12 protein-coding genes are annotated in these 16,314 nt (G+C 60.0%); 5 read left to right on the top strand and 7 right to left on the bottom strand.

Annotated elements, in window-relative coordinates:
- The first annotated feature begins 32 nt into the window (after positions 1–32).
- From I9H07_RS15550 to I9H07_RS15560, 3 genes are read left to right on the top strand one after another with little or no spacing between them, the layout of a single operon-like run.
- Positions 33–1,277, top strand: a complete 1,245-nt coding sequence (locus I9H07_RS15550) for an exonuclease SbcCD subunit D C-terminal domain-containing protein (RefSeq protein WP_236423245.1) — start codon at positions 33–35, stop codon at positions 1,275–1,277.
- Positions 1,274–4,921 (top strand): SbcC/MukB-like Walker B domain-containing protein, encoded by a 3,648-nt coding sequence (locus tag I9H07_RS15555; protein ID WP_236423246.1) that lies wholly within the window; start codon positions 1,274–1,276, stop codon positions 4,919–4,921. Before I9H07_RS15550 ends, I9H07_RS15555 begins: the two co-directional genes overlap by 4 nt.
- Complete coding sequence (locus tag I9H07_RS15560) at positions 4,918–5,526, top strand: glutathione S-transferase (protein WP_058392749.1); 609 nt, start codon at positions 4,918–4,920, stop codon at positions 5,524–5,526. The genes I9H07_RS15555 and I9H07_RS15560 overlap by 4 nt, the downstream gene beginning before the upstream one ends.
- 415 nt (positions 5,527–5,941) lie before the next feature.
- Here the strand turns inward: I9H07_RS15560 and I9H07_RS15565 are convergent, their stop codons facing one another.
- From I9H07_RS15565 to I9H07_RS15590, 6 genes are all read right to left on the bottom strand, one after another.
- Positions 5,942–6,337, bottom strand: coding sequence for a hypothetical protein (locus tag I9H07_RS15565; protein ID WP_236423247.1), 396 nt, complete (start codon positions 6,335–6,337; stop codon positions 5,942–5,944).
- A 178-nt stretch (positions 6,338–6,515) separates the two neighbouring features.
- Positions 6,516–6,710: a hypothetical protein gene (locus I9H07_RS15570; RefSeq protein WP_024675005.1), complete on the bottom strand. Its 195-nt coding sequence runs from the start codon at positions 6,708–6,710 to the stop codon at positions 6,516–6,518.
- Positions 6,711–6,886: 176 nt separating this feature from the next.
- Positions 6,887–8,059, bottom strand: coding sequence for a lactonase family protein (locus I9H07_RS15575; RefSeq protein WP_236423248.1), 1,173 nt, complete (start codon positions 8,057–8,059; stop codon positions 6,887–6,889).
- 77 nt (positions 8,060–8,136) lie between these two features.
- The gene (locus I9H07_RS15580) at positions 8,137–8,421 is read right to left on the bottom strand and encodes a DUF5629 family protein (protein ID WP_024675007.1); all 285 of its coding nucleotides are present in this window, start codon (positions 8,419–8,421) and stop codon (positions 8,137–8,139) included.
- A gap of 147 nt (positions 8,422–8,568) precedes the next feature.
- On the bottom strand, positions 8,569–9,561 hold the full coding sequence (gene araD1, locus I9H07_RS15585) for an AraD1 family protein (RefSeq protein ID WP_236423249.1): 993 nt from the start codon (positions 9,559–9,561) through the stop codon (positions 8,569–8,571).
- A gap of 90 nt (positions 9,562–9,651) precedes the next feature.
- Positions 9,652–10,959, bottom strand: coding sequence for an MFS transporter (locus tag I9H07_RS15590; protein WP_236423250.1), 1,308 nt, complete (start codon positions 10,957–10,959; stop codon positions 9,652–9,654).
- Positions 10,960–11,173: 214 nt separating this feature from the next.
- On the opposite strand from I9H07_RS15590, the gene I9H07_RS15595 reads away from it, so the two are divergent.
- Both I9H07_RS15595 and I9H07_RS15600 read left to right on the top strand, forming a co-directional pair.
- Positions 11,174–12,916, top strand: coding sequence for an IlvD/Edd family dehydratase (locus I9H07_RS15595; RefSeq protein WP_024675010.1), 1,743 nt, complete (start codon positions 11,174–11,176; stop codon positions 12,914–12,916).
- A 106-nt stretch (positions 12,917–13,022) separates the two neighbouring features.
- Entirely contained in the window at positions 13,023–13,736 is a 714-nt protein-coding gene (locus I9H07_RS15600; protein ID WP_024675011.1) for a FadR/GntR family transcriptional regulator, read from the top strand.
- A gap of 174 nt (positions 13,737–13,910) precedes the next feature.
- On the opposite strand, the gene I9H07_RS15605 is transcribed toward I9H07_RS15600, so the two are convergent.
- Positions 13,911–16,301 (bottom strand): efflux RND transporter permease subunit, encoded by a 2,391-nt coding sequence (locus I9H07_RS15605; protein ID WP_236423252.1) that lies wholly within the window; start codon positions 16,299–16,301, stop codon positions 13,911–13,913.
- Positions 16,302–16,314: the final 13 nt, after the last annotated feature.

Raw genomic sequence — 16,314 nt, forward strand, 5'->3', positions numbered from 1 at the left:
CAGGCATTCCCTTTTCACGACAAGGTAAACCCATGCGTCTGTTTCACACCTCTGACTGGCACCTGGGTCAGAACCTGCACGGCCAGGAGCGGGACTTCGAACACGCCTGCTTCCTGACCTGGCTGCTGGCCCGCCTGGCCGAACGACAGCCCGATGTGCTGCTGATCGCGGGCGACATCTTCGACACCGTCAACCCGCCGGTCAAAGCCCAGGAACGCCTGTACGACTTCATCGTCAACGCCCATGAGCAACAGCCGTTGCTGACCATCGTGATGATCGCCGGCAACCATGACTCAGGCTCACGCATAGAATTGCCTGCCCCGCTGATGCGCCGTTTGCGCACCCACGCACTGGGCCGAGTGATGTGGCTGAACGATGGCGTACTGGATGTCGAACGCCTGTTGCTGCCGCTGCCCGACGCGCAGGGCGACATCCAGGCCTGGTGCCTGGCGCTGCCCTTCCTGCGCCCCGCCGAAGTGACGGGGCCGACCCTGGGCGATGACTACCTGCGCGGCATCGGCCGGGTGCATGAACTGCTGATCGAAGCAGCCAATACCAAGCGCCAGCCGGGTCAGGCCCTGATCGCCATCAGCCATGCGCACATGGCAGGCGGCTCGGTCTCGGAAGACTCCGAACGCAGCCTGATCATCGGCAACGCCGAAGCCCTGCCCGCCAGCCTGTTCGGGCCGAGCATCACCTATGTCGCGCTGGGCCATTTGCACAAGCCGCAACGGGTCAATGGCGAAGAGCGCATTCGTTACAGTGGCTCACCGATCCCGCTGTCGTTTTCGGAAATCGGCTACCAGCATCAGATTCTGGAAATCAATTGCGATGGCGAAACCCTGTCCAGCGTCGAGCCCTTGCTGATCCCCCGCGCTGTCAACCTGCAACGCCTCGGGCCCGCACCGCTGGCCGAACTGCTGGTGCAGCTCAAGGCGCTACCGAATGTCGACCTGCTGGCCGATCCGGATCGTCAGCCGTGGCTGGAAGTGCGCGTGCGTCTTGATGAACCGCAACCGGACCTGCGCAACCAGATCGAAACCGCGCTGCAAGGCAAGGCTGTGCGGCTGGTGCGCATCGGCGCTGAATACGCCGGTAAAGGCAGTGCCGATGGCAGTGATGGCGACGCGGCACTGATCGAACTGGACCAACTCAGCCCGCAGGAATTGTTCAGCCGCGCCTGGCTGGACAACTACGGCAGCGAGGTGGACGAACAGACCCTCACCGATTTCGCCACACTGCTGCGTGAAGTCCAGCAGGAGAGCGAACAGTCATGAAGATTCTTGCCATTCGCCTGAAAAACCTCGCCTCACTGGCAGGCCCGTTCGAACTGGATTTCACTGCTGAGCCGCTGGCCAGTGCCGGGCTGTTCGCCATCACCGGCCCGACCGGCGCGGGCAAAAGCACTTTGCTCGACGCCCTGTGCCTGGCGCTGTTCGGAGCGATCCCTCGGTTGAGCAATATCGGCCAGTCCAAAGTGCCGGACATCGACGGCGACATCAGTACCAGCGACCCGCGCACCCTGTTGCGGCGCGGCACCGGCAGCGGTTATGCCGAAGTGGATTTCATCGGTATCGACCAGCGTCGCTATCGTGCGCGTTGGGAAACCAATCGCGCGCGGGACAACGCCACCAAAAAGCTCCAGGCCAGCCGCCAGACCCTCACCGATCTGGACAGCGAGCAAGTCCTCAGCAACCAGAGCAAGCGTGAATTCGAACAACTGATCGAGAGCCGACTGGGCCTGAACTTCGAACAGTTCACCCGGGCCGTGATGCTCGCCCAGAGCGAGTTCAGCGCCTTCCTCAAGGCCGATGACAAAGAACGCAGCGAGCTGCTGGAAAAGCTGACCAACACCGCAATCTACAGCCAGCTCGGTCGGCGCGCCTACAGCAAGAGCAAGGAAGCCGAAGAAGCGCTGAAAACCCTGACCGCGCAGGCCAGCAACATCGTTCCGCTGGCCCCGGAACAACTGGCTGAACTCGAACAGCGCTTCGACGATGCCCAGCAGCAGCTCAAAGCCCGTCAGACGCAACAACGGCAACTGGAGCTCAAGCAGCAATGGCTGATCGAACTGCATCGCCTGCGTGACGAACACCTCGCGGCTCAGGAAAGCCTGACCCGGGCGCAGCAGACCTGGGACGAGTTGAGCAGTCAGCGGCAGACGCTTGCGCAACTGGAACGTCTGGGCCCGCAGCGTCATCGCTTTGCCCGGCGTGTGACCCTGAGCGCGCAACTCACCCCGCTGGCCGAACAGATCAGCCAGCATCAGCAACAGCAGACTTTGCTGCAGAGCCAACAGCAACAACTGGAAACCCGCCGCACAGAAGCGCAAGCCAGCCTGTTGACGGCCCAACAAACGCACGGCAGCGCGAAACCGCTGCTGCAACAGGCGTTTGACGCGCAGAACACCCTGAATCACCTGGCTCAGGAGCTGGCCAAGGCGGCTGATCTGCATCAGCACACCGGACAACTGTGCGCCCAGGGTCAGGCCAGCCTGCAAACCTTGCTCGACCAGCAGCAACAGGTTGCGCAGCGCCTTGAACGCATCGCCGAACAGCTGCAACACAGCAGCGAGCTGGCACCGCTGGCCCAGGCATGGAGCGCGTGGCGTGACCGTCTGAAATCACTGACCCTGATCGCCAATCGCCTCAAGCACGGGCAGCGCGAACTGCCTGCTTTGCAACAGCGCGCCAGCCAAGCCGATCAGCAACTGACCGAGCAGCGCAACGCACTGGAATTGCTCTATCGGGAAGCCGATTGCGAAGTCGAGGCGGTGACCGAGCAGCTGCAGATTCTCGGCAGCCTGTTGCAGGACAATCGCAAGCAACAACGTGCTTTCGAAGCGCTGGCGCGTCTGTGGGCCAGCCAACAGGACATCGACCGCCAGCTGGCTGATCTGGCACAGCAACAGCACAGTGCCCAGCAGCAGCGCGAACAGCTCAACAGTGAAGGCCTCCGGGTTCGTGACGAACTGGCCGTCGCCGAGCAGACCCTGAGCGTCACCCGGCAACTGCTGGAACGTCAGCGTCTGGCGCGCAGTGCCAGCGTCGAGGAACTGCGCGTGCAGTTGCAGGATGACCAGCCCTGCCCGGTCTGCGGCAGTGTTGAGCATCCGTGGCATCAGCCGGAAGCGTTGCTGGAAAGCCTCACGCAACACGACGACAACGAGCAGGCCAGCGCGCAGAAGGCCGTGGACCTGCTGACCGAGCAGCGCAATCAGTTGCGTGAACAGGTCGGCGGCGTGATCGCCCGGCAGAAAGAACTGCTGCGCCAGCACGATCAGCTCATGCAGCGTCATCAGACCCTCGCGCCGGACCTTGATGCCCATCCGCTCACCGCTCAATTGCTGGACCGCGACGCTGATAAACGCGACGGCTGGTTGAGCCAGCAACTGAGCCAGTTGAACGAAGTCATCGCCCGTGACGAGCAACGCCAGGAGGCCTTGCTGACCCTGCAGAAAGACGCGGCCCGCTTGCAGCAGCAACTGCAGACTGCAACAGATGCCAGCCAGGCTGCCGCAGGCCACGTCGCCGAACAGCTCAAGCAACTGGACGCTGATCAGCAGCGGCTGGAAGAGGAACTGACGGCGTTCACCCCGCTGGTTTCGCCGCAGGTGCTGGAAGGCCTGCGCAGCGACGCCTCGGCGACGGTCATGCAACTCGAACAGCAAGTGACTCAGCGGCTGGATCAGTTGGAACAGCAAAGCGAGGAGCAGCAGGAGCAACACGAACGCCAGCAGAAGATCGAAAAGGAACAGATCGAACAGCAAGCCCGCCTGCAACGCCAGACCGAGCTGGCCCTTGACCTCACCCGTCTCGGCGAACAGCAGCAAGCCCGTCAGCAGACACTGGCCGATCTGCTGGGCGAGCATGCGACTGCCGAACACTGGCAACAGGCGCTGGAAAACGCCATTGAGCAGGCCCGACAAACCGAAACGTCGGCGGCCCAGGCACTTCAGGCTATTCAAAGCCAGTTGATTCAAATAGCTGCCGAACTCAAGTCGGGCCAGCAACAGCAGCAAGCCTTGCGGCAAGAAGTGACGGAACTCGACGCACAGATCAGCGCGTGGCGCGCTCAGCACCCAGAGCTGGACGACGCCGCACTCGACACCCTGCTGACTTACGATGACGCGCAGATTGAGCAACTGCGCGAGCAACTACAGGCTGCGGAGAAAGCGCTTGAACAGGCCAACGTGTTGCTGCAGGAACGTGACCAGCGCCTGCAACAGCATCAGGCGCAACACAGCGACCTGAGCGACAACCAACAACTGGCGGCCGATCTGCTGGTGGTTCAGGAACAGCTGACACACAGCGAACAGCAGTGTGCTGACTTGCGCGCTGAACTCAGTGAAGATCAGCGCCGTCGCAATGCCAACAGCGAACTTCAGGCTCGCATCACTGATGCCAACAGCGAGTACCTGCGCTGGGCGAGACTGGCGGCACTGATCGGCTCGGCCGAGGGCGACCGGTTTCGCAAGATCGCTCAGGCTTATAACCTCGACCTGCTGGTCCATCACGCCAACGCACAACTCAGGCAACTGGTGCGACGCTACCGCCTGAAACGCGGCGGCAGCATGCTCGGGCTGCTGGTCATGGACACCGAGATGGGCGACGAACTGCGCTCGGTGCATTCGCTGTCAGGCGGCGAAACCTTTCTCGTCTCGCTGGCCTTGGCACTGGGCCTGGCGTCAATGGCCTCCAGCACCTTGCGCATCGAATCGCTGTTCATCGACGAAGGCTTCGGCAGCCTGGACCCGGAATCGCTGCAACTGGCCATGGACGCACTGGACGGCTTGCAGGCACAGGGCCGCAAGGTCGGCGTGATCTCCCACGTACAGGAAATGCACGAGCGGATTCCAGTGCAGATCAGAGTGCGTCGTCAGGGCAATGGGTTGAGTACGATTGAGGTGGGCAGCACATGACGCCGGTGCTGTACTCATTCCGCCGTTGCCCCTATGCCATGCGTGCACGCATGGCATTGCATTACGCAGGCTGCACGGTGGACATCCACGAAGTCAGCCTGAAAGCCAAGCCCGCCGAGATGCTCGCGCGATCTCCCAAGGGCACCGTCCCGGTTCTGGCGCTTGAAGACCGGGTCATCGAGCAAAGCCTGGACATCATGCACTGGGCACTTGCCCAACAAGACCCTGATAACTGGCTACTGGCGAATGATCCCCAAGGGGCAACGCAAATCGCTGCGTTGATCACAGAGAATGATGAGGTCTTCAAGCTGCATCTGGACCGCTATAAATATTCGGTGCGCTACCCCGAACATTTACCGCAACATTATCGCGAGCAGGGCGAAGTGTTCCTGCAAACCCTGGAAAACCGACTGCAACCGCAAAGGTTTCTGGCCGGCGAACACCTGACGCTGGCCGACATCGCCATTGTCCCTTTCATACGGCAGTTTTGCTTTGTTGATCAGGAGTGGTTCGAACAAAGCCCGTACCCTGCCCTGCGAGCCTGGTTGCAGCGGTTATTGCAGTCTGAGTTATTTGCAGCTGTGATGAGCATCAAGGCGTCATGAGAACGACGACTTATTAAGTCACGCATTACCGATAACGGCGTGAGATGCAAATGAACATCCGTGTTACCCGCTTAACTCCATGTAAATTCCCCTATTTGGCAACAGCAATTATATTCACCACCTTATTGAGTGCGATAAACACGAGTGTGTCGCCGCCATCAGCGCTTTCGCGAACAGACTCCAGCTTTTGATTCTGCCCGCAAGGGCGTAGGAGCGAACCGGGCGACGTTTCGCTTGTTCGCGAAAGGGGCATTAAACTCAGCGAAATGTAGCGTCTGAACGGCCTCCTTCGCGAACAGGCTCGAGCTTTTGATTCTGCCCGCAAGGGCGTAGGAGCGAACTTGTTCGCGAAAGGGGGCATTAAATTCAGCGCAATGTAGCGTCTGAACGGCCGCCTTCGCGAACAAGTTCGCTCCTACATCCACTGAGCAGACGCCTCTTTTTCCAGAAGTAAACGCGTCGCCGCCATCAGCGCTTTCGCGAACAGACTCCAGCTTTTGATTCTGCCCGCAAGGGCGTAGGAGCGAACCGGGCGACGTTTCGCTTGTTCGCGAAAGGGGGCATTAAATTCAGCGCAATGTAGCGTCTGAACGAACGCCTTCGCGAACAAGTTCGCTCCTACATCCACTGAGCAGACGCCTCTTTTTCCAGAAGTAAACGCGTCGCCGCCATCAGCGCTTTCGCGAAAAGACTCAGCTTTTGATTTTGCCCGCAAGGGCGTAGGAGCGAACCGGGCGACGTTTCGCTTGTTCGCGAAAGGGGCATTAAATTCAGCGCAATGTAGCGTCTGAACGGCCGTCTTCGCGAACAAGTTCGCTCCTACACTCACTGGGCAGATGTCTCTTTTTCCAGGAGTAAACGCGTCGCCGCCATCAGCGCTTTCGCGAACAGGCTCGCCTGGCAGTCGCTGCAGGGTCTGCCGCGCAGTGGGCAGTGGTCGCAGGACCTGTGTGGGCGAACATGCTCGCGAAAGCGTGACGACTAATGAATCACTGGGCGGTTTTATGATCCAGTGCCGCGTAGAAGTTGGCGCTCTGTTGCAGGTATTTGGTGGTGTAGGTCGCAGTGTAGGTCTGAGCGGCGTGGGCTTTCTTGTCGTTCACTTCCACACTGGCGCTGGCCGGAAGAACGACGCTTGCCGAGATAGCTGATGCAGCGATGATGGAGAAAAGATTGAAGTTCATGTCGGTCACCCCTCGTTGTCTGTGTGTACGTTGGTTTGAAATCCTGGCCGTCTTGGCCGTGACTCAAACGTACGCCCGAGGGGGCTTCAGCAGAAATCTTTTGTAGCACTAACCCATATCATCAAGAATGATAACGACTCCAGCCCTTGCCTATGGCGGGCTGAAGCCGTTGCACTTTACTTGTCAGTCAAAAAACGCAGATACGACGGTGCACCCACATCCAGTTTCTGCACCGTGTCCCCGATCATCCCGCTGTGCGGATCGCGACGCACAGTCACGATCTGATCGCTCTTCTGATTGGCAAACAGCATGAACTTGCCGGTTGGATCAAAGGCGAACTCGCGTGGCTCCTTGCCTTCAAGGGAACGACGCTGGATCTCTTCAAGCTTGCCGCTGGCCTGGTCGATCCGGAGCACCACGACCTGATTCGCATCGCCCCGATTGGTCACATACAGAAACTTGCCATCCGGTGAGGTGTGCAACGCGCCGCCGCCGTTTTTCTGCTCCACACCCTTGTTCTTCATATCGACCAGTTGGGTCTGCTTGAAGCTGCCGTCATGGTAGTCAAACACTGCGACCTGAGCGGTCATTTCCAGCACCAACCAGGCATGCTTGCCATCGGCACTGAACAGGGTATGACGTGGCCCGGTACCACCTGGCAACTGCACGGTCGGCTCCTTGGCCGGCTGCAATGGCTTGGGCTGGCTCGCGTCGTAGCGATACACGAACAGCTTGTCGGCACCCAGGTCGGCAGTCACCACGTACTTGTCATCCGGGGTCGGTACGGCGAGGTGCACATGTGACGACATCTGCCGCTCGGGGTTGACCTTGCTTCCGGGGCCCAGCGGCAGGACCTGAACGGCCTCGCTCAGCTTGCCATCCTTGCCCACTGGCAGCACTGTCAGTGCGCCACCCGGATCAGGATTTACGGCGTAGTTGGCAACGAACAGATAGCGACCGTCGTAGCTCAGGCTGGAGTGCGTCGGTTCTTCACCGCGGCTTTGCACCTGACTGATCGGTGTGATCTGACGGGTTTTCGGGTCGATCGCAAAGCTGCTGACTTTACCGACTACGTCTTTCTGGCCTGGCCCGTTCTCATTGACCGCGAACAGATAACGCTGGTCTCTGGACAACGTCAGCCAGGACGGGTTTTCGGTTTTGATGACCTGTAGCGGCTTGGCATCGATCATTCCGGTTTCGCTGTTGAAGGCAAACCGGTAGATCCCTTCACTCTTTCCTTGCGTGTAGGAACCCATCAGCAATTCAGTCTCGGGCATGGGTTGGGCCTGCAGGGTAAACGCGCTCATGGCACTGGCAATCGCCAGCAATGGCAGAAATTTATGGGGCATGGGGCATCCCTTTTGTTGAGGTTATTGATGCCTGTCAGGGCACAGTCAGGTCTATGACAGCGCCAGCCCGCATTTAATCAATCCTGCGCGGAATCATCTTCATCTGAGGGGGTAAAGGCGTCCAGGCAGATGATCCGGTGATCGGCATTGCCATCGTTGATCACCCAGCTTTGCAGGGATTGGTCGAAGGTCGCAGCGTCGACCTGCGCTTTGGTGAAACGCCATACCTTGCGCTCGCGGCCGTCCATGCATTCGACGTTCAGCTCATCGCCCAGAGAGAAGTCCCAGGCGTGCAGACCGTCGATTTCCAGCATGGTGGTGGCTTCGAGGGCGGCGAGCAGTGTGGTTGGCGATGTAGTCATGAGGGGTATCCGGCCTGTAAAAGCGCGAATGATAGGGCAAAAGGCAGGCGCAGATACACCGATGATCGCCGTCACACAGTCAGGAGTGGACGCATAGCGTCCAGAGCGGCATGCCAACGCGAAGCGCTGGCATGATCACCCTTCACCTCACAACCTGCCGATCCCGCCCGGCTGAAACACCGGCTCGCTCGGGGCGAGGCCGTTGACCAGCGGCTGGCCGAATTCGGCCTGACTGACTTCGAAGCGATCACCCGGACGAGTGCGCACGCCGTCGGCAAAAGACAGGGTCGCAGTGCCAAAGAAATGCACATGCACGTCCCCCGGCCTCAGGAACTGGGCGTACTTGAAGTGGTGGTACTCAAGGTTTTCCAGGCTGTGGCACATGTTCGCCTCGCCGCTGAGGAATTCCTTCTCCCACAGCACCTCGCCATCGCGCCAGATGCGGCTGGTGCCCGACAGGCTTTGCGGCAGATCACCTACGCGCAGCTCCGGCCCGAACGAGCAGGCACGCAGTTTCGAGTGTGCCAGGTACAGGTAATTGCGACGCTCCATGACGTGGTCGGAGTACTCGTTACCGATAGCAAAACCCAGGCGATAGGGCTTGCGATCATGCCCGATCACATACAGCCCGCTCAGCTCCGGCTCTTCCCCGCCATCTTCGGCGAAGGGCGGCAGCGAGAATGAATGCCCGGGACGCACAACGATGCTGCCATCGCCTTTATAGAACCACTCTGGCTGCACACCCGCCTGCCCCGCCGCTGGCTTGCCGCCTTCAACGCCCCACTTGAAGATGCGCATGGTATCGGTCATCGCCGCTTCGTCACCGGACTGCTGATGCATCTTGTCCCGCGCCGACGCGCTGCCCAGGTGAGTCAGCCCGGTGCCACTGACCAGCAAGTGCGCCGGATCAGGATGATCGAGCGGTGGCAGAATCCGCAGCTCCTGAAGCAGTTGCGAGTAGTCATGGGTTTCGCCAACGCCACGCTGCTCGACCTGCTGCGCCAGAGCAGAACCTGCTTCGATCGCCGCCAGCGCCAGCTCGCGAACGCTTTCGACACCCTGGACTTCACGCACCTGATCACCGTCAACCAACCCCACCCGGCGCTGACCGTCGCTCAATTCAAACTGTACTAACCGCATGAAATTCTCCTTACACACTCATTGAAAACGCCAAGGTCGGCTTCTTCTTGCCGCTTGAAGCTCGCAGCTTGCATCTGCCTCACCTGGCACTCACCTGGCGCTCGCCGCGAACTCGTCTGCCGGCAGCACGTGCTTGCGTTCCAGCACGTGATAAACGATGCCGGTGAGCAGCAGCCCGAACACCATGACACCGGAAAGGAAGTACAGACCCGACGCCAGGCTGCCGGTCATTTCCTTCAATGCACCGATCACGAACGGCCCGATGTAGCCGCCCAGATTGCCGACCGAATTGATCAGCGCGATACCCGCCGCTGCGCTGGCACCGGCGAAGAAACGTCCCGGCAACGTCCAGAACACCGCCGTACAGGAAAACAACGCGAAGGCCACGACACACAGCGCAGCCAGTTGCGCCACCGGCAGGGTCAGCCAGGCACTGCAAAACAGCCCGATGGCACCCAGCACGTAAAGCACAGCGAGATGTCCGTAACGGTCATTGAGGCGGTCGGAACTGCGCGGCACGATCAGCAGGCCGATGATGCCGAAGATGTAAGGCACCGAAGACACGAAACCGGTGGTCAGGTCGCTGCCACCGAACTGCTTGATCAGCGTCGGCAACCACAGGCCCAGGCCGTAGATACTCAAGGTCACCGGCAGGTAGAACAGCGCCAGCAACAGCACACGTTTGTCTTTCAGGGCATGCAGCGGATTACCGTGACGGGTCTGGCCGTATGCTTCCAGGTCTTTTTTCAGCTCTCCGGTCAGCCAGTCTTTTTCGGCCTGATCCATCCAGTTGACCTGTTGCGGACCATCCGGCAACCAGCGCAGTACCGGCCAGGTGAGCAGAATCGCCGGGGTGCCGATGACAATGAACAACCACTGCCAGCCGTGCAGGCCGAGCACGCCGTCCATGCCCAGCAAGCCGCCGGAAACAGGCCCGGTGATCATCATGGCGATGGGTTGCGAGAGGATGAACAGGCCAAGGATCTTGCCGCGATGGCGAACCGGAAACCATTGGGTGATGTAGTACAGCACGCCGGGAAAGAACCCCGCTTCGGCTGCGCCGAGCAGAAAACGCATCACATAGAAACTGTGCGGCCCCTGCACAAAGGCCATGCCGATGGTAATCGCGCCCCAGGTGATCATGATCCGCGCGAACCAGCGACGAGCGCCGAAGCGCTCGAGCATCAGGTTGCTTGGGATCTCCAGCAGAAAGTAACCGATGAAGAACAGCCCGGCACCCAGCCCGTAGGCGGCGTCGCCGATACCGATGTCTGCGCCCATGTGCAGCTTGGCAAAGCCCACGGCAGAGCGGTCCACATAAGCGATCAGGTACAGCAGGATGAGGAAAGGAATCAGTTTGAACGTGATGCGGCGTATAAGCCGCAGTTCCTGGCTCATGTAGGCGGTCTCCCATTGTTTTTGTTATGGAACCTGCGGAGATCACCTCTGTGCCCGGTGCTGAATAACGCTGCCAAATGCGCCAGGATGATCCCTCGTCTACAATCGACTATATAGTAATACTATTTGATCTGCCAACTCTTCCAATGCGCGTTTTTTAGGCTTACCTTACCCAGCAGTATCGCCATTAAGTCTTACAATAAGAGAGCCGATCATGTCTGACTCCGATAAAAAACCGACCCTCCGTTCTGCCCAGTGGTTTGGCACCGCCGACAAGAATGGCTTCATGTACCGCAGCTGGATGAAGAATCAGGGCATTGCCGACCACCAGTTTCAAGGCAAGCCGATTATCGGCATCTGCAATACCTGGTCGGAGCTGACCCCTTGCAACGCGCATTTCCGGCAGATAGCCGAACACGTCAAACGTGGCGTGATCGAAGCGGGTGGCTGGCCGGTCGAGTTTCCGGTGTTTTCCAACGGTGAATCCAACCTGCGCCCTACGGCCATGTTTACTCGCAACCTGGCGAGCATGGACGTTGAAGAAGCGATTCGCGGCAACCCCATCGATGGCGTAGTACTGCTGACCGGTTGCGACAAGACCACCCCTGCCCTGTTGATGGGCGCTGCCAGTTGCGACATCCCCGCCATCGTGGTGACGGGCGGGCCGATGCTCAACGGCAAGCATGAAGGCAAGGACATCGGCGCAGGCACCATCGTCTGGCAGATGCACGAATCCTACAAAGCCGGGACCATCAGCCTGGACGAGTTTCTCTCCGCCGAAGCCGGCATGTCACGCTCGGCTGGCACCTGCAACACCATGGGCACAGCCTCGACCATGGCCTGCATGGCCGAAGCGCTGGGTACTTCGTTGCCACATAACGCGGCCATTCCTGCGGTGGATTCGCGACGCTACGTGCTGGCGCACATGTCCGGCATGCGGGCCGTCGACATGGTCCGCGAAGACCTGCGCCTGTCGAAGATTCTCACCAAGGCGGCGTTTGAAAACGCCATTCGGGTCAACGCAGCGATTGGCGGATCGACCAACGCCGTGATTCACCTGAAAGCCATTGCCGGGCGCATCGGCGTCGACCTGGACCTGGACGACTGGACCCGCATGGGCCGGGGCATGCCGACCATCGTTGACCTGCAACCTTCCGGGCGCTTCCTGATGGAAGAGTTCTATTACGCCGGTGGCCTGCCAGCGGTACTGCGGCGCATGAACGAAGCCAACCTGCTGCCCAACCCTGATGCGCTGACGGTCAACGGCAAGAGCATCGGCGAGAACACCTGCAACTCTCCGATCTATGGCGAAGATCAAGTGATCCGCGCACTGGACAACCCGATTCGCGCCGACGGCGGCATCTGTGTGCTGCGCGGCAACCTTGCGCCACTTGGCGCTGTGCTCAAGCCTTCGGCCGCCACACCGGCACTGATGCAGCATCGTGGCCGTGCGGTGGTGTTCGAGAATTTCGAGATGTACAAATCGCGGATCAACGATCCGGACCTGGACATCGACGCCAGCTCGGTGATGGTCCTCAAGAACTGTGGCCCCAAGGGTTACCCGGGCATGGCCGAAGTCGGCAACATGGGCCTGCCGGCCAAACTGCTTGCTCAGGGCGTCACGGACATGGTGCGTATTTCCGACGCACGCATGAGCGGCACGGCCTACGGCACGGTGGTGCTGCACGTCGCGCCAGAAGCGGCCGCCGGTGGTCCGCTCGCCGTGGTCAGGGAAGGCGACTGGATCGAGCTCGACTGCGCCAGCGGACGTTTGCATCTGGACATCCCGGAAGCTGAACTGGCCGCACGCCTGGCAGAATGGCAAGCCCCACCGCAGCTGTTGCTCGGCGGTTATCGCCAACTGTACGTCGACAAAGTCATGCAGGCCGATCAGGGCTGCGATTTCGACTTCCTGGTCGGCTGTAGAGGTTCCGAAGTGCCCCGCCACTCGCACTAGTTAGTTGCACTAAAAGAAGCGGCGGTCCCTTGTTTTGGCGACCGCCGTAAGTGTTACGCGATGGTATGATGCCCAGCCACTACCGCCAGGACCGACCAGCGTTCCCATGGATTATCGAAAGCCATCCGACCGAAAAAGCATGCACGCCCGCATCGTCCAGGAACTGGGCATGCAGATCGTATCCGGCCGCTTCAAGCCTGATGAAAAGCTGCCTGCCGAGGCGCTGCTCTGCGAAGAATACGCCGTCAGCCGGCCGGTCTTGCGTGAGGCCACGCGGGTTCTGGTGGCCAAAGGGCTGGTCTATTCGCGGCCGCGTGTCGGCACGGTGGTCAAGGCTCGCCGCGAATGGCACCTGCTGGATCCGGATGTGCTGCATTGGGTGATGCAAAGCTCGCCGCAGAACGAATTTTTCAACCTGCTGACCAGCGTGCGTGCGGTAATCGAACCGGCCGTTGCGGCACTGGCCGCGCAACACGCCACCGACGAAGAGATCGAGTCGATTCACGAAGCTTACCTGCGCATGGAAGCGGCTCCGACCCCGGAAGACCTGCTGCAACCGGACCTCGACTTCCACAGCCGCATCGCCGATGCCACGCATAACGACCTGCTTGCGCACCTGTGCAACATGCTGTCACTGGCCTTGCGCGAAGCGCTCAAATACTCCAACAAACGCCCCAACCTGCACGAGCTGGCCATGCCCCGCCACAAAGCCATTCTCACCGCCATCCAGAACCGCGACGCCCTCGGCGCACGCCATGCTTCGCTGGTACAACTGGATGATGCGCGCAATGCGCTGAGTGTGGTGCTGGGCGGAGCGTAGGGTTACCCCAAGCGCTTTTCTCGTTCCGCACCCTCCAGCGTTCGTTGTTATACATAAGTCTTCGCGGGAGTGACCGGGGCGGCGTTCCGTATTGTTCGCGAAGAGGCCGGTACAGCCTCCAGAAATAGCAAACGGCATGCCTGCGCGGAGCATTGGCCCACCCCCATAGCGGGCTTAATGCGAAAACAGTGAATTGCCTACCTTGCCTGCCATCTTCTCCGGCTTGATCAGGAACCGCGCCAGCGCGGGCAGCAGCCATAGCGCGCCAAACATGTTCCACAGCAGCATGAAGGTCAGCATAAGCCCCATGTCGGCCTGGAACTTGATCGCCGAGAAGATCCAGGTGCACACGCCGATGGCCAGGCACAGGCCGGTGAACAGCACGGCTTTGCCGGTGGATTTCAGGGTTTGGTAATACGCTTCCTGCAACGGCAGGCCGGCGCGCAGGAAGCTTTCCAGACGGCTGTAGATGTAGATGCCGTAATCAACGCCGATCCCCACGCCCAACGCCACCACCGGCAGGGTCGCGACCTTGACGCCGATGCCCATGAACGCCATCAGCGCATTACCCAGTACGGAGGTCAGTACCAGTGGCAGGACGATGCACAGCGTCGCCGCCCAGGAGCGGAAGGTGATCATGCACATGGCGGCCACGCAAAGGTAGACCAGCACCAGAATGATCAGCTCGGACTGTTTGATGATCTCGTTGGTCGCCGCCTCGATCCCCGCATTGCCGGCGGCCAGCAGGAACTGCATGTCCGGTTTGTCGTTCTGTCTGGCGAAGTCCTGCACGGCATGCACCGCGCGGTCCAGGGTTTCAGCCTTGTGGTCGTTGAGGAACACCAGCAGCGGTGCCAGCGAGCAGTCGGTGTTGTACAGACCGTCGGCACGCGCGATGGAGTTGTTCAGCACGTCCTTGTTGCGCGACAGGCTCTCCCATTTCAGATTGCCCTCGTTCATGCCCTTGATCACCTGTTTGGAAACCGTCACCAGCGAAATGGCCGACTGCACGCCCTGGGTGTTTTCCATCTTCCACGCCAGCTCGTTGATCGCCGACAGGGTCGGGTACGCCGAGCAGCCTTCGGGCGGGGTCTTGACCATGACCACCAGCACATCCGAGCTGGTGGAGTAGTGATTGATGATGAACGCGTTGTCTTGGTTGTAGCGCGAGTCAGGGCGCAGCTCCGGTGCCCCCTGATCGAGATCGCCGATCTTCAGGTGCTGGCTGTACCAAAGCCCGCCACCGAAGGCCAGCAGGGCCAGCACAATCGACACGGGCGCGACTCTGGCGCTGGCAAAGTTCGACAGCAGACGCCAGAAAGGATGCTCGGACACCGCATCCTGCTTGCTGCGGCTGACCGCCCTTTTGCTGATGCCAACGTAGGAAATCGCCACCGGCAGCAGGATCAGGTTGGTGAACACGATCACCGCAACGCCGATGGACGCGCCAATGGCCAGCTCGCGAATCACTCCGATGTCGATAATCAGCAGCGTGATGAAGCCGACCGCATCGGCCAGAATCGCGATCATGCCCGGCACAAACAACTGGCGGAACGTGCGACGTGCGGCTGTCAGCGCGTCCTCGGCTTCGCTGGATTGCAGCGCGATGCCGTTGATTTTCTGCACGCCGTGGGAAATACCGATGGCAAAAATCAGAAACGGCACCAGCATCGAATACGGGTCAATGCCGAACCCCACCACGTGCATCAGGCCCAGTTGCCAGATCACCGCAATAAGCGTGGTGCTCAGGACGGCAATGGTGCTGCGGATACAGCGTGTGAACCAGATCAGCAACACCAATGTGATCAGGAAAGCGATGCCAAAGAACATCACAACCATGAACAGGCCGTCGATCAGGTCGCCGACCTTTTTCGCGAAACCGACAATGTGAATCCTGATATCCGGGTTCTGCGCCTGGTATTTGTCGCGAATCTTTTCTTCAAGCTGATGCGAGAACTGCTGGTAGTCCAGCGCCAGTAATCTGCCTTGGTCCGCAGGGTCCGGGTAGGCTTCCTGTAGCGGAACATCAATGATGCTCGATTTGAAATCATTGGCCACCAGCCGCCCGACCTGCCCGGACTTGAGCACGTTGTTACGCAGTTGATCGAGACTGGCTTCCGAGCCGTCGTAACTTTGCGGAATGACCTCGCCCCCCGCGAAGCCCTCCTCGGTCACTTCGGTCCAGCGCACGCTGGGGCTCCACAATGACTTGAGCCCGGAGCGGTCCACGCCGGGAATGTAAAAGACTTCGTCACTGATCTGGCGCAGGGTCTCCATGTACGCTTTGGAGAAAATGTCACCGTCCAGCGCCTCGACGGAGATGCGCACGGTGTTGCCCAGGTTCGCCAGCTCGTTGCGATGGGTCATCATGTTCTGAACGAACGGATGTGACAGCGGAATCATTTTCTCGAAACTGGTGGAAGGCCGGACCTGCAGGGCTTGCCAGAACAGAAAGACACTCGTCAGCAGGCACAGAACAATCACCGCCGGACGATGATTGAAAATCAGGCGTTCGAGGAAGCTTGCCTTTTCATCTGAATGTGCCGCGTGTTGAAGATTGCCCATACCTGAATGTCCC

It is taken from the genome of Pseudomonas syringae (assembly GCF_023278085.1).
GTDB classification, from domain to species: Bacteria; Pseudomonadota; Gammaproteobacteria; order Pseudomonadales; family Pseudomonadaceae; genus Aquipseudomonas; species Aquipseudomonas syringae_Q.